Origin of the sequence: Actinacidiphila sp. bgisy160, assembly GCF_965342435.1 — a bacterium.
GTDB lineage: Bacteria > Actinomycetota > Actinomycetes > Streptomycetales > Streptomycetaceae > Actinacidiphila.
Window position 1 is genome coordinate 244,290 of record NZ_CBDRCM010000002.1, and the last position, 15,832, is coordinate 260,121.

The window sequence follows — 15,832 nt, forward strand, 5'->3', positions numbered from 1 at the left end:
GCCTCGCCTGACATGGCTGCGCAGTCCGTTGCACCCGCCGCGTCCACCGATTCCGCCTTCGGCCCCGCGTCCGCGCTCTCCTGCCGCGAGTGCGGTGAGCGCTTCCCGCTGGATCCCCTCTTCGCCTGCGAGGTCTGTTTCGGGCCGCTCGAAGTGGCGTACGACCTCCCGGACGGCGACCCCGAGACCCTCCGCAAGCGGATCGAGTCCGGGCCGAACAACATCTGGCGGTACGCGCCGCTGCTGCCCGTCCCCGCGGACGTGGCCTCCAAGCCCAACCTCAACCCGGGCTTCACCAAGCTGGTCAAGGCCGACAACCTCGCCCGCGAACTGGGCGTCACCGGCGGCCTGCACATCAAGGACGACTCCGGCAACCCGACCCACTCCTTCAAGGACCGGGTCGTCGCCATCGCCCTGGAGGCCGCCCGCACCTTCGGCCTCACCACCCTGTCCTGCTCCTCCACCGGCAACCTGGCCGGCGCCGTGGGCGCCGCGGCCGCCCGCGCCGGTTTCCGCTCCTGCGTGTTCATCCCGCACGACCTGGAGGAGGGCAAGGTCGTCATGGCCGCGGTCTACGGCGGCGACCTGGTCGGCATCGAGGGCACCTACGACGACGTCAACCGCTTCTGCAGCGAGCTGATCGGCGACCCGATCGGCGAGGGGTGGGGCTTCGTCAACGTCAACCTGCGCCCCTACTACGGCGAGGGCTCCAAGACACTCGCGTACGAGATCTGCGAGCAGCTGGGCTGGCGCCTGCCGGACAACATCGTCATCCCGATCGCCTCGGGCTCGCAGCTGACGAAGATCGACAAGGGGCTGCGGGAGCTGATCGCGCTCGGTCTGGTGGAGGAGAAGCCGTACCGCGTCTACGGCGCACAGGCCGAGGGCTGCTCCCCGGTCTCCGCCGCCTTCAAGGCCGGCCACGACGTGGTGCGTCCGCAGAAGCCGAACACGATCGCCAAGTCGCTCGCCATCGGCAACCCGGCCGACGGCCCGTACGTGCTGGACATCGCGCGCCGCACGGGCGGGGCGGTCGAGGACGTCACCGACGAGCAGGTGGTGGACGCCATCAAGCTGCTCGCCAGGACCGAGGGCATCTTCGCCGAGACGGCCGGCGGCGTGACCGTCGGCGTGCTGCGCAAACTCATCGAGACCGGGCAGCTCGACCCGGCCGGTGAGACCGTCGTCCTGAACACCGGCGACGGCCTCAAGACGCTGGACGCCGTCGCCCCGACCTCCCGCCCCACGGCCACCATCCGCCCGAGCCTCGACGCGTTCCGCGCCGCCGGCCTGGCCGACTGACCCGACCGCACCGGCTGACCCCGACTGAAGGTGAAACCCGCATCATGAGCGCTACCGTCCGCATCCCGACCATCCTCCGCACCTACACCGCCGGCCGGGCCGAGGTCCCTGCCGAGGGCGGCACCCTGGCCGAGGTCATCGACTCGCTGGAGCACAACCACCCCGGCATCTCCGCGCGGGTCCTGGACGACACGGGCAAGCTGCGCCGTTTCGTGAACGTCTACGTCAACGACGACGACGTCCGCTTCTCCGAGGGCCTGCAGACCACGGTGGGTGAGGGCGCGTCCGTCTCGATCATCCCGGCGGTCGCGGGCGGCTGCTGAGCGCGCGGCCCGCGGGCGACAGGGGTGCCGGGGAACTCCCCGGCACCCCTGTGTGCTTGAGCGGTAGTTGAAGGGCTGTACAGTTGCCCTGGAGGCTCGCAACTCCCTGCAACGCTCTGCGCAACCCCCTTCTCCGGGGCGGTCTTGCCGACGATTTATCGCCAAATCCACGTGGTGTTTGCCGTGTTTGCCCGATGCGTCCGGTCCGAGTTGCCCCGGATTATTCGCCGATCAGGCTCTTCTCCCGATTCTCTGTGCCCGGAATTCTCGTCCGATTGACCTGTTGCAGACAGCGTCCAGGCAGATACATTCAGCCGCGGTCGACGCGTTCCGGCGCACGCCCCCTTGGCTGTAGGGGGTGAGGTCTGACCCGGGTCCGCGAGGTGCGGGTCTGCGAAGGGCCAGCAATAGGGGAGTTAGGAATGGCTCAGGGCACCGTCAAGTGGTTCAACGCGGAGAAGGGCTACGGCTTCATCGCGGTCGACGGTGGTGCGGACGTCTTCGTGCACTACAGCGCGATCCAGATGGACGGCTACCGCACCCTCGAGGAAGGTCAGCGGGTCGAGTTCGAGATCTCGCAGGGCCAGAAGGGGCCGCAGGCGGACATGGTCCGTCTCGCAGCCGGCTGACGCGCCGCGCATCGGCCACGGAGCACTTTCGCGTACGGCCGCTCAAACGTACGCGTCGAGGCCCGCCCCCGCACGGGGCGGGCCTTCGTGCTGCCCGGCGGCGCGCGGACCCGGACCCGCGAGTTGTCCACGGCCCCGGCCAAGCGGCTTGCACTCTCCTAGGGCGAGTGCTAATCATTGGCGTTAGCACTCTGACGTTGAGAGTGACAAAGGACCGAGTGGGTGAGGCCCGTTCGTCCGCCGGAAAGGAACCGGCGGGAGGGCAGGCCGTCCGTCGCGGGCGCCGGCGCGGTCCTGGAGTAATCCTTCCCCGCAGCCCTGTGCCGCGGGGGGACCCCAAGTCCGGGAGGACCACTTCACATGGCCAAGATCATCGCGTTCGACGAGGAGGCACGGCGCGGTCTCGAGCGCGGGATGAACCAGCTCGCCGACGCCGTCAAGGTCACCCTTGGCCCCAAGGGCCGCAACGTCGTCCTCGAGAAGAAGTGGGGCGCCCCCACGATCACCAACGATGGTGTTTCCATCGCCAAGGAGATCGAGCTCGAGGACCCGTACGAGAAGATCGGCGCGGAGCTGGTCAAGGAGGTCGCGAAGAAGACGGACGACGTCGCCGGTGACGGCACGACGACCGCGACCGTCCTCGCCCAGGCGCTGGTGCGCGAGGGCCTGCGCAACGTCGCCGCCGGCGCCAACCCGATGGCGCTGAAGCGCGGCATCGAGAAGGCCGTCGAGTCGGTCTCCGCCGCTCTGCTGGAGCAGGCGAAGGACGTGGAGACCAAGGAGCAGATCGCCTCCACCGCCTCCATCTCCGCCGCCGACCCGCAGATCGGCGAGCTCATCGCCGAGGCGATGGACAAGGTCGGCAAGGAAGGCGTCATCACCGTCGAGGAGTCCCAGACCTTCGGTCTGGAGCTGGAGCTCACCGAGGGTATGCGCTTCGACAAGGGCTACATCTCGGCGTACTTCGCCACCGACCTGGAGCGTATGGAGTCGGCCTTCGACGACCCGTACATCCTGATCGTCAACTCCAAGATCTCCGCGGTGAAGGACCTGCTCCCGCTGCTGGAGAAGGTCATGCAGTCCGGCAAGCCGCTGCTGATCATCGCCGAGGACGTGGACGGCGAGGCGCTGTCGACCCTGGTCGTCAACAAGATCCGCGGCACCTTCAAGTCCGTCGCGGTCAAGGCCCCGGGCTTCGGCGACCGCCGCAAGGCCATGCTCGGTGACATCGCCATCCTCACCGGTGGCACCGTCATCTCCGAGGAGGTCGGCCTCAAGCTGGAGAACGCCGGTCTCGACCTGCTCGGCCGCGCCCGCAAGGTCGTCGTCACCAAGGACGAGACCACGATCGTGGACGGCGCCGGCGACCAGGACCAGATCCAGGGCCGCGTGAACCAGATCCGTGCCGAGATCGAGAACAGCGACTCGGACTACGACCGCGAGAAGCTCCAGGAGCGTCTGGCGAAGCTGGCCGGCGGCGTGGCCGTCATCAAGGCCGGTGCCGCCACCGAGGTCGAGCTCAAGGAGCGCAAGCACCGCATCGAGGACGCGGTGCGCAACGCCAAGGCCGCCGTCGAGGAGGGCATCGTCGCCGGTGGTGGCGTGGCCCTGCTCCAGGCGTCCAACGTCTTCGAGAAGCTCGAGCTCGACGGCGACGAGGCCACCGGTGCCGCGATCGTGAAGCTGGCCCTTGAGGCCCCGCTGAAGCAGATCGCCGTCAACGCCGGCCTCGAGGGCGGTGTCGTGGTGGAGAAGGTGCGCAACCTGACCCCGGGTCACGGCCTGAACGCCGCCACGGGCGAGTACGTCGACCTGATCGGCGAGGGCATCATCGACCCCGCCAAGGTCACGCGCTCCGCGCTGCAGAACGCGGCCTCCATCGCCGCGCTCTTCCTCACCACCGAGGCCGTCATCGCCGACAAGCCGGAGAAGGCCGCTGCCCCGGCCGGCGGCGGCATGCCCGGCGGTGACATGGACTTCTGATCCTCCGGGATCAGGACTCCGCACCACGGCAGAAGACCGAGGGCGGTACCCCGTGCGGGGTACCGCCCTCGGGCGTATCCGGGAGCCGCCCGGTCACGGCACGGCGACCGGCGCGTCGAGCAGCTCGCGCCAGGTGCGCACCGCTTCCGCGTCGACCGGCCCGGCCCAGCCGCCGGGGCGCACCGCGCCGCCGACGTGGAAGGCGTCGATGCCGGCCGCGAGGAGCCGCGGCAGGTGCTCGGCGCGGAGCCCGCCGCCCACCATGAGCTGGGGCTCACCGGGACGGCCCGCCTCCGCCAGCAGACGGCCGAGCCCGTCGTCCACCCCCCGCGCGGAACCCGCGGTGAGGAAGGTGTCCAGCCCGGGCAGCCCGCGCACCGCCGAGCGCACGGCCTCCCGGTCGGCGCAGTGGTCGATGGCGCGATGGAAGGTCCAGCGGGCACCGGAACCGATCGCGTCGACGAGCAGGCGCACGGCGGGCAGGTCCGGCGCGCCCGAGCCGTCGAGGAAACCGAGCACGAACTCGTCAGCGCCCTCGCCGCGCAGCGCCGCCGCGGCCACGCAGAGCGCGTCCGCCTCGTGGGTGCCGCCGACGGCGAAGTCCGCGCGGGCCCGCAGCATCACCCGGACCGGGATGTCCACCGCGGCGCGGACGGCGGCGAAGGTCTCCCGGGACGGCGTCAGGCCGTCCGCCGCCATGTCGGTGACCAGTTCGAGGCGATCCGCGCCGCCCGTCCGGGCCGCGAGGGCGTCGTGGGCGTCGAGCGCGATCACTTCGAAAATTGGTCTAGACATATCTCCAGGGTGTCACATGCCCACGCGTGCCCGCGACCCCCGTACCGCACAATGACCTCCATGGCTGACACCGCACCCGAACCCGGCTCCGCCCTCCTCGCCCGCTGGTGCGACCTGCTGCGCCGCTGCCAGACGGAGTCCGTCGACCCGGTGCCGTACGGCAAGGACCTGATCGCCCGCTGGGCCGAGCCGCACCGCCGCTACCACACCACCTCCCACCTGACCGCCGTTCTCGACCACGTCGAGGCCCTCGCCGGGCACGCCGAGAACCCGGACGCGGTGCTGCTCGCCGCCTGGTTCCACGACGCCGTCTACCTGCCCGACCGCTCCGAGAACGAGGAGCGCAGCGCCCGGCTCGCCGAACGCGCGCTCCCCGAGGCCGGGGTCCCGGACGCGATCACCGCCGAGGTCGCCCGGCTGGTCCGGCTCACCGTCACCCACCACCCCGCCGAGGGGGACCGCGACGGCGAGGTGCTCTGCGACGCCGACCTGGCCGTCCTCGCCGGCGACCCCAGCACCTATGCCGAGTACGCGGCCGCCGTCCGCGAGGAGTACGGCTTCGTCCCCGACGACGCCTTCCGCGCCGGCCGCGCCGACGTGCTGCGTCAGCTGCTGCGGCTGCCCCGGCTGTTCCGCACCCCGCAGGCGTACGAGCGCTGGGAGTCCACTGCCCGGCGCAACCTCTCCACCGAGCTGGAACTCCTCGCCCCGGGGACGCGTCGGTAGCCGGGGGGAGCTCAGGCGACGAGGCGGTCTAGGTCGGCCTAGGACCTGCCGGCCTCACCCTGGGGGGACCTGCGCTTCGGGCGGCGCAGGCCGGCCTCGGTGAGGCGGCGCAGCAGTTCCTTGCTTCCCACCTCGACGGCGCCCGCGGCGACGGCCTTGGCGTAGCGCTCGCTGGGGACGTCGTAGTGGTCGCCGTCGAAGGCGCGGCGGGGGGCGCCGATGGCGTCGGCGAAGGCGTGGAGCTCCTCGTACGAGGTGTCGCTCACCATGTGGGACCACATGCGGCCGTGACCCGGCCAGGTCGGCGGGTCGATGTAGACGGCCACGTCAGCGCGGCTCGCCGAGGGCCGTGGACAGGCCGCCCACGGGAGCGACGGCCTCGCCGAGCGACTCGCACACCCAGTGCGGGTCGGGGCCGAGTTCGGGTTCGACGTCGAGGGCGTGGGGGTCGGCGCAGCGCGGGCACAGCGGCCAGCGGCCCATGCGTTCCAGCAGGGCGTCCTTGACGTCCTGGGCGACCAGCCCCACGACGAACGCGGCGCCGTCGGGCCACTGCTCCACCCACCAGCGGCGCTGGGAGACGGCGTCCTCGACGAGCGAGACGATCTGCGCGTCGGCGACGCCGGTCGCGGTCAGGTCGGCGAGGACGAGCGCGCGGGCGCTGTGCAGGGCCGCCTCCAGGCCGGCGGAGGAACCGGGTGCGTCAGGATCCATGGCCCCCATTGTGGACCAAGCGCCGTGGGGGGCGTTCTTGACGCCGTCAGGTGCTGAAAATAGCTTTCGTCCGTGGCCGAGAAGATGAAGGAAACCTTCAACGCCGGAGGGCTGGCCGCCAAGGTCAGGACCCTGGCCCCGTCCATGACCAGGTCGATGCAGCGCGTCGCGGAGGCCGTGGCCGCGGACCCGGCGGGCTGCTCCCGGCTGACCGTGACGGCGCTCGCGGCCCGTACGGGAACGAGCGAGGCCACCGTGGTGCGCACCGCCCGGCTGCTGGGCTACCCCGGCTACCGGGACCTGCGGCTCGCGCTGGCCGCGCTGGCAGCCCGCGAGGAGGCGGGGGTCCCGCCCGCCGTCACCCCGGACATCGCGGTGGACGACCCGCTGGCCGACGTGGTCACCAAACTCGCGCTGGACGAGCAGCGGTGCCTGGCCGGCACCGCCGCCCAGCTGGACGTGGCCCAGCTGGAGGCGGCCGTGGGCGCGCTGGCCGCCGCCCGCCGCATCGACGTCTACGGGATAGGGGCGTCCAGTCTGGTCGCCCAGGACCTGGTGCAGAAGCTGCTGCGGATCGGCCTGGTGGCGCACGCCCTGGGCGACCCGCACCTCACCCTCACCAACGCGGTCCAGCTGCGCCAGGGCGACGTCGCCGTGGCCATCACGCACTCCGGTCACACCCACGACGTGGTCGAGCCGTTGCGCGCCGCCTTCGACCGGGGCGCCACCACGATCGCCGTGACCGGCCGGGCGGACGGCACCGTCACCCAGTACGCCGACCACGTGCTGCTCACCTCCAGCGGCCGGGAGAGCGAACTGCGCCCGGCCGCCATGGCCAGCCGCACCAGCCAGCTGCTCGTGGTGGACTGCCTGTTCGTCGGGGTCGCCCAGCGCACCTACGACACCGCCGCCCCGGCGCTGTCCGCCTCGTACGAAGCCCTCGCCCACCGCCACCGCCCGCGAAGGAACCACCCGCAATGACGCACGCCGAGCTCCGTCGCGAGCTGGACCACCTCGCCACCGAGGCCTTCCGCGCCGAGCTCGCCGAGGTCGACCGGCTCCCGACGCTCGACATCGCCCGGCTGATGAACGGCGAGGACGCCACCGTCCCGGCCGCGGTGGCGGAGCGATTGCCCGCCATCGCCGCCGCCGTCGACGGCATCGCCGCGCGCATGGCCCGCGGCGGGCGCCTGGTCTACGCGGGCGCGGGCACAGCGGGACGGCTCGGCGTGCTCGACGCCAGTGAGTGCCCGCCCACCTTCAACACCGCGCCGGGCCAGGTCAGCGGGATCATCGCGGGGGGGCCCACGGCGATCGTGGACGCCGTCGAGGGTGCCGAGGACAGCAAGGAACTGGCCGCCGCCGACCTGGACGCCCTCGGGATCGGCCCGGACGACAGCGTGGTCGGCGTCTCCGCCTCCGGCCGCACCCCGTACGCCGTGGGGGCCGTGGAACACGCCCGCGCCCTGGGCGCCCTGACCGTCGGACTGTCCTGCAACCCGGGATCCGCGCTGGCCGCCGCGGCCGACCACGGCATCGAGGTCGTCACGGGCCCGGAGTTCCTCACCGGATCCACCCGGCTGAAGGCGGGCACGGCCCAGAAGCTCGTCCTCAACATGCTGTCGACGATCACCATGATCAGGCTGGGCAAGACCTACGGGAACCTGATGGTCGACGTCCGCGCCTCCAACGACAAGCTGCGCGCCCGGTCCCGGCGGATCGTGGCCCTGGCCACCGGCGCGCCCGACGACGAGATCGAGGCCGCCCTCACCGCCGCCGGCGGCGAGGTCAAGAACGCCGTCCTCGTCGTCCTCGGCGGCGTGGACGGCCCGACGGCCGCCCGGCTCCTGGCGGAGTCGGACGGCCATCTGCGTGCGGCGCTGCTCGCGGCCGCGCCGGGCGGCCACGCCTGAGGCCGCGCGGTTTCTCGTCTTCCGCGCCGTCAGTCGGCCGAGCTGGGCGGTACGACCCATTGGACCGGCTGATTCGTCACGGCCGCGGCGGTGCAGGACGGTGACCCGGTCCTGCTCGGCGGTGGCGGCGATCAGCAGATCCGTACCGGGTCACCGCCATGCGTCCGCCGTCACCTCGGCATCCGCGAGGTCGTCGAAAGCACCCTCGTCGAGCATCTCCAGGAACCGCCGCCGTTCGGCGGCGGCCACGAACTCCGCCGGCGCTCCGCCCACCGTCGCCGTTTCGTCGTGGTGCCCCGTACGTCCGCGGCCTCTCGGAGAAGCGCGTCCACCCCGATCACTGTGCGCACGCGTGCCACCTCCGGGTGCAGGAGTCTCCTCAGGGTAGCCGCAGCGCCTCCGGCAGGGGCGCCGCGTGCAGGACGGCCAGGCCCGAGACGGCGCGGGTGAGCGCGACGTACAGGCGGCGCAGGCCGGTGCGCTCGTCGGGCTCGCCGTCGACGATCGCGGCGGGCTCGTCCAGGACCACGTAGTCGTACTCCAGGCCCTTGGCCAGGGAGGCGGGGACGAGGGTGAGCCGCACGTCGGGCGTGGTCTCCTGACCCGGGGACAGGTACGGCAGCCCGGCCGCCGTCAACGCCTCCGTCAGCGCGGGCAGGCGCGCGTCGGCCGCGATCAGGCCAATGGACCCCTCGCGGTCCAGTGCCCGCCGGCAGGCGTCCAGCACGGCCGCGGTCAACCCGTCCGCCGGGACCTCGGTCACCGAGAAGGCGCCGGGGTTCTCCCGGACGGAGGTCGCCTCCTTCAGCCCGGGGGCGATCTCCGGCAGCAGCCGGGACGCGTAGGCGATGACCTCCAGCGGGACGCGGAAGCCCTGGGTCAGCTCCTCGATCCGCGAACCCGGCTTGCCCAGGTGCTCCAGCGCCTCCTCCCAGGTCCCCGTCGCCCACGGGGTGGTGCCCTGGGCGATGTCGCCGAGCACGGTAGCGGAGCCGGTGGAGCAGCGGCGGCCCACCGCCCGGTACTGCATGGGGGAGAGGTCCTGGGCCTCGTCCAGCACGACGTGGCCGAGCGAGGCCGTGCGGTGCACCAGGTCGTGGGCCTCGTCGACGAGCACGGCGTCGGCGGCCGACCACTTCGCGGAGGCGGCCGAGCGGGCGGGCCTCTCCCAGAGGATCTCCTTCTGCTCCTCCTCGGCCAGCACGCCCTCCGCGCACGCGGCCAGGAACTGCGGGTCGGACAGCAGCCGCAGCACCGTCTTCGCCGGGTCCACCGGCGGCCACATCTCCTTCACGGCCGCCTTGACCGCCGTGTTGCGCGCGACCGCGTCCTGCACCCGGTCGTCGGGGGCCTCGCCGGCCGCCTCCATCCGGACCAGCACGGCGTGCGCGATCCGCTGCGGCAGCGCCTCCCGGGCGGCGCCGTAGCGGATGTCACGCTCCATCAGCTCGCGGACCAGCTCCTCCAGTTCGTGGGCGGGCACGCGCCAGCGGCGCGAGCCGCGCACCACGACCACCGGCTCGGTGGGCATCCGGATGCCGGAGCGGACCGCGCGCCGCAGCACCTCGGCCATGCGCGCGTCGCCCTTGATACCGGCGGCGGCCGCCGAGTCGGTGCCCCTGACCGGGACATGGGCGACCAGGTCGTCGACCGTGGCCTGCTTGACGCTCAGCTCGCCCAGCGCGGGCAGTACCTGCTCGATGTAGTGCAGGAAGGACGCGTTGGGGCCGACGACGAGGGTGCCGGAGCGGGCCAGCCGCTCGCGGTGCGCGTAGAGCAGGTACGCCACCCGGTGCAGGCCGACGGCGGTCTTCCCGGTGCCGGGCGCCCCCTGCACGCAGACCGTGCCGCCGACCTCGGCGCGGACGATCTCGTCCTGCTCGGGCTGGATGGTGGCCACGATGTCCCGCATCGGGCCGACGCGCGGCCGCTCGATCTCCTGCTGGAGCAGCTTGCTGGAGGTCTGCGCCTCGTCCGGGTCGGTGAGGTGCTCGTCCTCGTACGCGGTCAGCTCCCCGCCGGTGTAGCCGAAGCGGCGCCGCAGCGCGACGTCCTGCGGGTCGGTGCGTGAGGCCCGGTAGAAAGGCTGGGAGACGGGTGCGCGCCAGTCGATGACCATGGGGTCGCCGTCCGCGTCGTGGACGTGGCGGCGGCCGATGTAGAAGCGGTGGCCCACCTCCTCCCCGCCGAAGGCGTCTCCCTCCTGGTAGTCGAGGCGGCCGAAGAAGAGCGGGGTGTGCGCCAGATCGGCGAGCGCCTTGATGCGGGCGTCGATCTCGGTTTGCAGCACTTCCGCGTTCACCCAGTTGGCGGTCACGTCCCGGATGTCGAGGGCCTCGACGTCGGCGCGCATCGCGCGCAGGGCGGAACGGGACGCGGCGAGGTGGGCGCGTTCGCGGTCGAGCGGATTGTCGGCGGTGAGGGAATGTTCCCCTGGCACGGGTTGCCTCCGGCGGCACGTAGGGCATGGCTCAGCCGGCCCCGGACCGGCGCGCACGGGGGCGCGGGGCGGGGCGCTGTCCTGATACGGATCACGACTCGGGCCGACCGGTTTCCGTCCGGTCGGTGGCACCGTCCCCCAGGGGGGCGGGCGGCAAGACGCAGGATCTTACGCCTGCGCGGCGGGAGGCGCTAACCGATTTCTCCCCGCCCGCGGCCCGGACCTCTGCCCAAAGCGTCACACATGCGTACATTGGGGGCATGGCACGACCAGTGGTCTCCCGCGTCCGCGGCAGCACCGCCATCGCCGAGGACGCCGGGCACCGGCATCCGGTCCACCCCGTCGGGGATGCCCTGCGCGCGGTCCGGGTCTTCCTCGCCACGGCCTTCCGGGTCGTGGTGCTGGGCCAGGAAGGCACCGCCGCGCGCGACTGACGCGGCGGGCCGGCCGGAGGGGCGCGGCGCCCAGATCGAGAGCCAAGGCCGTGAAGTCGTTCCCGTCGCCAAGCCGGGCGAATCAGTGTGCGGCTGTCGAGGCGACTGCCCCTGTTGCCGGAATTCGGCTGGAACCGGCTAGAGCAGCTCGTCCGCGTCGACGATGCGGTAGGCGTACCCCTGCTCGGCCAGGAACCGCTGCCGGTGTGCGGCGAAGTCCTGGTCGATGGTGTCGCGGGCGACCACGGAGTAGAAGCGGGCCTCGTGGCCGTCCGCCTTCGGCCGCAGCACCCGGCCCAGGCGCTGGGCCTCCTCCTGACGGGACCCGAAGGTGCCCGAGACCTGGATGGCGACCGTCGCCTCCGGCAGGTCGATCGAGAAGTTGGCCACCTTGGAGACCACGAGCACCGAGATCTCGCCCTGCCGGAAGGCGTCGAAGAGCTTCTCGCGCTGCGCGTTCGTCGTCTCGCCCTTGATCACCGGCGCGTCCAGGTGCTCGCCCAGCTCGTCGAGCTGGTCGATGTACTGGCCGATCACCAGTGTCTGCTGCCCGCGGTGCTTGGCCACCAGCGCCTCGGTGACCTTGCGCTTGGTCTCGGTCGTGGCGCAGTAGCGGTACTTCTCCTCCGGCTCCGCGGTCGCGTACGCCAGCCGCTCGGAATCGGTCAGGTTGACCCGCACCTCCACGCAGTCGGCGGGCGCGATGTAGCCCTGCGCCTCGATCTCCTTCCACGGCGCGTCGAAGCGCTTGGGACCGATCAGCGAGAAGACGTCCGACTCGCGGCCGTCCTCGCGCACCAGCGTCGCCGTCAGGCCGAGCCGGCGGCGGGCCTGGAGATCCGCGGTGAACTTGAAGACCGGCGCCGGCAGCAGGTGCACCTCGTCGTAGACGATCAGGCCCCAGTCGCGGGAGTCGAAGAGCTCCAGGTGCGGGTAGACGCCCTTCCGCTTGGTCGTCAGCACCTGGTAGGTGGCGATGGTGACCGGGCGGATCTCCTTGCGGGTGCCGCTGTACTCGCCGATCTCGTCCTCGGTCAGTGAGGTCCGCTTCACCAGTTCGTGCTTCCACTGGCGGGCGGAGACCGTGTTCGTCACCAGGATCAGGGTCGTCGCCTTCGCCTGCGCCATCGCGCCCGCGCCCACCAGCGTCTTGCCGGCGCCGCAGGGCAGCACGACCACGCCGGAGCCGCCGTGCCAGAAGCCCTCCACCGCCTGCTCCTGGTAGGGGCGGAGCTTCCAGCCGTTCTGGTCCAGCTCGATCGGGTGCGCCTCGCCGTCCACGTAGCCGGCCAGGTCCTCCGCGGGCCAGCCCAGCTTCAGCAGCACCTGCTTGATCTGGCCGCGCTCGGAGGGGTGGACGACCACCGTGTCGGGGTCGAGCCGGGCGCCCACCAGCGGCGTGACCTTCTTCGAGCGGAGGATCTCCTCCAGCACCGGCCGGTCCGTGGTGGTCAGCACCAGCCCGTGCGCCGGGTGCTTGCTCAGCGTCAGCCGGCCGTAACGGGCCATCGTCTCGGCGACGTCCACCAGCAGCGCGTGCGGCACCGGGTAGCGGGAGAACTGCACGAGCGCGTCCACGACCTGCTCCGCGTCGTGCCCGGCGGCGCGGGCGTTCCACAGCCCCAGCGGCGTGATCCGGTAGGTGTGGATGTGCTCGGGCGCGCGCTCGAGTTCCGCGAAGGGGGCGATGGCACGCCGGCACGCGTCGGCGAGCTCGTGATCGACCTCCAGGAGCAGGGTCTTGTCGCTCTGGACGATCAGGCAGGACACACAAACCTCCGCGAAGGGGCGGGCCGGGACCGGGACAGGGGCCGGGCTGAACTATCCATGGTCCCCCATCCCCGGAGGGAAACGCCCCGGTCCCCGGGATCGATACCCGTTCCGCCCCACGGCCGGGCCCCTGGGCGCGGGCCGGGTCACGCCGGGTCGTCGGCCAGCTCGGCCACACCGGTTATCCGGTGCAGCGCGAAGGTGCGGACCTCGTCGGCGGTGTGGTCGTACGCGGTGACGAACCCGCCCTCCACCCGCATCGGGCCGATCACGCGCTGGCTCGCCGCGCCCTCCGCGTTGACGTAGCCGATCCACACCGACTCGCCGGTCAGCACCGCCGCCTGCATCGTCGCCAGCGTCTCGGCCGCCGCCGTGCGCGGCAGCCGGCCGTCGCCGCCCGCGCCCGGACGGTCCGCGGGCTCCCTGCGGACCGCGGTCGAGGCCCGGTCACCGGCCCTGATCGCCTTCACGGCCGCCCCGAGCAGGGTCCCGTCCGGGGTCGGCGGCCCGTCCACCACGGGCACCGGCGCGCTGCGCGGCGGGGTGCGCCGGGCGTCCGCGCGGGTGATCAGTACATCGCCCTCGGCGGACTCGGCCGCCGGCGCGTGGCCCATCGCCCGCAGCCGCTCCAGCAGCGTCGCCGGATCGCTCTGCGCCGCAAGCACCGTCGGCGCGAGGCGGCGCAGCCCGAGGCCCGCCGCCCGGCGGTCGGCGAGCAGCTCGCTCAGCAGCGCGTCGTCGTCGCAGCGCACGTACGCCGAGGCCGCGCCCACGCGCAGCCGGCCGTGCCGGCGGGCGACGTCGTCCACGAGGTAGCTCAGCGGCTGCGGCACGGGCGTGCGCGAGTGCGCGGCGAGGAAGGCGTGCAGGTCCGCGGCGGTCCGGCCGGCGTCCAGCGCCCGGCGCACCGACCCCTGGGTGAAGCGGAAGACGGTCGCGCCGCCCTTGGACTCCACGTCCGCCAGGACGTGCAGGGTCTCGGCGAGGTGCGGCTGCAGCGGGCCCGGCGCGACCGCCGTCAGATCCGCCTGGAGCAGCACATGGTCCAGGGGCTCCGGCAGCAACGGCCCGAGCAGCACGGCCGCCGCGTCCGCGGAACGCCGCAGCAGCGCACGGCCGTGCGCCGACAGCGCGCCGCGGCCGGTGACGCCCAGCAGTTCCGCCTCCGTCACCGTCCAGCGGACGAGGTCGGCGCGGAGCGGGTCCATCGCGGCGCCGCCCCGCAACGGGCGTTCCCAGCGCAGCCGGGCCAGCAGCGCGTCCTGTTCGGCCGAGGCGCCCTCGGGCAGCGCGGCCAGCAGCTCCAGCGTCCGCCGGCGCACCTCCGGGGCGAGCGAACGGTCCAGGTCGGGCCCGAGGGCGGCCAGCGCGCGGCCCTTCGCGTCCCGCGTGCCGACGACGCCCGGCACGCGGGTGGCGGCCAGCCACGCCGTGACCAGGGCCGCCCACCGGTCCTCGGCGCGCAGCGCCAGCCACGCGTCGGCCGCGGGGGTGGGCGCGTAGGCCTCGTCCACCTCCCCGTCCGAGGCGACCAGGCCGGCGGCGTACGCCAGCTCCAGCCAGAACGCGGCCAGCGGCTCGGGCACGTCCAGCGCCGTGGCCACCCGCTTGAGGTCCCGCACGCTCAGCCCGCCCGCGCGCAGCACCGGCGGGCCGCCCGTCTCCCACTGCTTCAGCAGCTCCTCGACCGTGCGGACCGCCGTGAAGGCCTGACCCGCGGCGGTCCTGTCCACAGCCTGTGGATCGTGTTCCTTCGGCTCCACTGCCGGGGCGACCGGCTCGGGAGCGCGGTGCGCCCTGCCCTCGCGCAGGTGCAGGGCCACCTCGCGGGGGAGCACGACGTTGCGCGCCCCGGCCGGCAGCAGCAGCCCCCGCTCCAGCAGCCAGGCCACCGGGGGCGGCGGCACCGACACGTCGGCGACCTCCCCGTACGGCGGGCCCCACGTCAGCCTGCGCAGCACCGCACCGGCCTCCGGGGGCGCCCCGTCGAGCAGCGCCGCCATCCGGCGACGGTCGGCGAACAGCGCCGTCAACGCCCCCACCGCGCTCACCGGGTCGTGCGTCGGAGGCAGGCCGGCCACCGTGAGGATCTGCTGCAACCGCGTCGGCGACATGCCGGACGTCGCCTCGGCCACGGTCGGCCCGAGGCCGGTCGGCGACGGGCTCCCCGCGGCCGGGGCCAGGATGTCGCGCGCGGTGCGCACCAGGCGCAGCCGGTCGTCCTCGCCCCACAGCAGTGCCTGCGCCCGCAGCGTCGCCACGGCGCCGGGCAGCGCCTGCGCCGCCTCGGGGCCCATCAGCGCGGCGAGCACGTCGCACGGGGCGCCGTCCGGCGCGACGGCCAGCGCCTCCGCTGTCTGCAGCGTGAACCGGTCCAGGCGTTCGAGGGCGCGGACGACGGAGGCACGGGTGCCGGCGCGGGTCGCCAACTGCGATAGGTCGTTCGGGACCGGGTTCAGCAGGTCCGGGCGCGCCCGGAGCAGTGCGGTCAGCGCGTCGTCGCCGCGGGCGCGCAGATCATCCGCGAGCGTGCGCGGCGCCGCCGCGGGGCCGTCAGTGCTCATCTCCCCCACATTAGCCCTGGCGGGTCCGCCTGGGGCCCGTGGGCGCACGCGCACCTCCGTCCCCGGGGTCGCGGACAGTCGTCCCTCCCCCGGCCGCCGCTGGGAGGTGCCCCCACCGGCGTGCACGCGTGGGGGTGCCTTCCAGCCGCCGGGCTGGGGGTGGCTCGCGCGGTACCGCGCGGGTGCGGCGCGTCGTCCCTTGCCCGGCCGCCGCTGGGGGTGGCCCCACGCCTGCCCAC

General features: G+C 73.2%; 15 protein-coding genes. 8 read left to right on the forward strand and 7 right to left on the reverse strand.

What is annotated here, in order from left to right:
• The first annotated feature begins 12 nt into the window (after nucleotides 1–12).
• The 4 genes from thrC to groL all read left to right on the forward strand — a co-directional run bounded on the left by thrC (nucleotide 13) and on the right by groL (nucleotide 4,237).
• Nucleotides 13–1,302, forward strand: a complete 1,290-nt coding sequence (thrC, locus tag ACRWNP_RS03895; protein ID WP_431959479.1) for a threonine synthase — start codon at nucleotides 13–15, stop codon at nucleotides 1,300–1,302.
• A 44-nt stretch (nucleotides 1,303–1,346) separates the two neighbouring features.
• Complete coding sequence (locus tag ACRWNP_RS03900) at nucleotides 1,347–1,625, forward strand: ubiquitin-like small modifier protein 1 (protein WP_431959481.1); 279 nt, start codon at nucleotides 1,347–1,349, stop codon at nucleotides 1,623–1,625.
• Nucleotides 1,626–2,047: 422 nt separating this feature from the next.
• Nucleotides 2,048–2,254, forward strand: a complete 207-nt coding sequence (locus tag ACRWNP_RS03905) for a cold-shock protein (protein ID WP_005486335.1) — start codon at nucleotides 2,048–2,050, stop codon at nucleotides 2,252–2,254.
• 360 nt (nucleotides 2,255–2,614) lie between these two features.
• Nucleotides 2,615–4,237 carry a chaperonin GroEL gene (gene groL, locus ACRWNP_RS03910; RefSeq protein WP_431959482.1) on the forward strand — a complete coding sequence of 541 codons (1,623 nt, stop codon included), beginning with the start codon at nucleotides 2,615–2,617 and terminating at the stop codon, nucleotides 4,235–4,237.
• 93 nt (nucleotides 4,238–4,330) lie between these two features.
• Here groL and ACRWNP_RS03915 read toward each other — a convergent pair whose 3' ends face one another.
• Nucleotides 4,331–5,032, reverse strand: a complete 702-nt coding sequence (locus ACRWNP_RS03915) for a copper homeostasis protein CutC (RefSeq protein WP_431959483.1) — start codon at nucleotides 5,030–5,032, stop codon at nucleotides 4,331–4,333.
• A gap of 51 nt (nucleotides 5,033–5,083) precedes the next feature.
• Between ACRWNP_RS03915 and ACRWNP_RS03920 the strand changes: the two genes are divergently transcribed.
• Nucleotides 5,084–5,758, forward strand: coding sequence for an HD domain-containing protein (locus tag ACRWNP_RS03920; protein ID WP_431959484.1), 675 nt, complete (start codon nucleotides 5,084–5,086; stop codon nucleotides 5,756–5,758).
• Between the two features lie 38 nt (nucleotides 5,759–5,796).
• Here ACRWNP_RS03920 and ACRWNP_RS03925 read toward each other — a convergent pair whose 3' ends face one another.
• Both ACRWNP_RS03925 and ACRWNP_RS03930 read right to left on the reverse strand, forming a co-directional pair.
• A complete protein-coding gene (locus ACRWNP_RS03925; protein ID WP_431959485.1) occupies nucleotides 5,797–6,084 on the reverse strand; it encodes a DUF4031 domain-containing protein in 288 nt (95 codons plus the stop codon).
• Between the two features lies 1 nt (nucleotide 6,085).
• Entirely contained in the window at nucleotides 6,086–6,472 is a 387-nt protein-coding gene (locus tag ACRWNP_RS03930; protein WP_431959486.1) for a hypothetical protein, read from the reverse strand.
• A gap of 84 nt (nucleotides 6,473–6,556) precedes the next feature.
• On the opposite strand from ACRWNP_RS03930, the gene ACRWNP_RS03935 reads away from it, so the two are divergent.
• Complete coding sequence (locus ACRWNP_RS03935; protein ID WP_431959598.1) at nucleotides 6,557–7,453, forward strand: MurR/RpiR family transcriptional regulator; 897 nt, start codon at nucleotides 6,557–6,559, stop codon at nucleotides 7,451–7,453.
• A complete protein-coding gene (murQ, locus tag ACRWNP_RS03940) occupies nucleotides 7,450–8,385 on the forward strand; it encodes an N-acetylmuramic acid 6-phosphate etherase (RefSeq protein WP_431959487.1) in 936 nt (311 codons plus the stop codon). The genes ACRWNP_RS03935 and murQ overlap by 4 nt, the downstream gene beginning before the upstream one ends.
• A gap of 150 nt (nucleotides 8,386–8,535) precedes the next feature.
• Here the strand turns inward: murQ and ACRWNP_RS03945 are convergent, their stop codons facing one another.
• Together ACRWNP_RS03945 and ACRWNP_RS03950 are read right to left on the reverse strand one after the other, a co-directional pair.
• The gene (locus ACRWNP_RS03945) at nucleotides 8,536–8,658 is read right to left on the reverse strand and encodes a hypothetical protein (RefSeq protein ID WP_431959488.1); all 123 of its coding nucleotides are present in this window, start codon (nucleotides 8,656–8,658) and stop codon (nucleotides 8,536–8,538) included.
• A gap of 106 nt (nucleotides 8,659–8,764) precedes the next feature.
• Nucleotides 8,765–10,825: a HelD family protein gene (locus ACRWNP_RS03950; RefSeq protein ID WP_431959489.1), complete on the reverse strand. Its 2,061-nt coding sequence runs from the start codon at nucleotides 10,823–10,825 to the stop codon at nucleotides 8,765–8,767.
• Nucleotides 10,826–11,085: 260 nt separating this feature from the next.
• On the opposite strand from ACRWNP_RS03950, the gene ACRWNP_RS03955 reads away from it, so the two are divergent.
• On the forward strand, nucleotides 11,086–11,259 hold the full coding sequence (locus ACRWNP_RS03955; protein WP_431959490.1) for a hypothetical protein: 174 nt from the start codon (nucleotides 11,086–11,088) through the stop codon (nucleotides 11,257–11,259).
• 138 nt (nucleotides 11,260–11,397) lie between these two features.
• On the opposite strand, the gene ACRWNP_RS03960 is transcribed toward ACRWNP_RS03955, so the two are convergent.
• Both ACRWNP_RS03960 and ACRWNP_RS03965 read right to left on the reverse strand, forming a co-directional pair.
• Complete coding sequence (locus ACRWNP_RS03960) at nucleotides 11,398–13,029, reverse strand: DNA repair helicase XPB (RefSeq protein WP_431959491.1); 1,632 nt, start codon at nucleotides 13,027–13,029, stop codon at nucleotides 11,398–11,400.
• Nucleotides 13,030–13,175: 146 nt separating this feature from the next.
• The gene (locus ACRWNP_RS03965; protein WP_431959492.1) at nucleotides 13,176–15,593 is read right to left on the reverse strand and encodes a helicase-associated domain-containing protein; all 2,418 of its coding nucleotides are present in this window, start codon (nucleotides 15,591–15,593) and stop codon (nucleotides 13,176–13,178) included.
• Nucleotides 15,594–15,832: the final 239 nt, after the last annotated feature.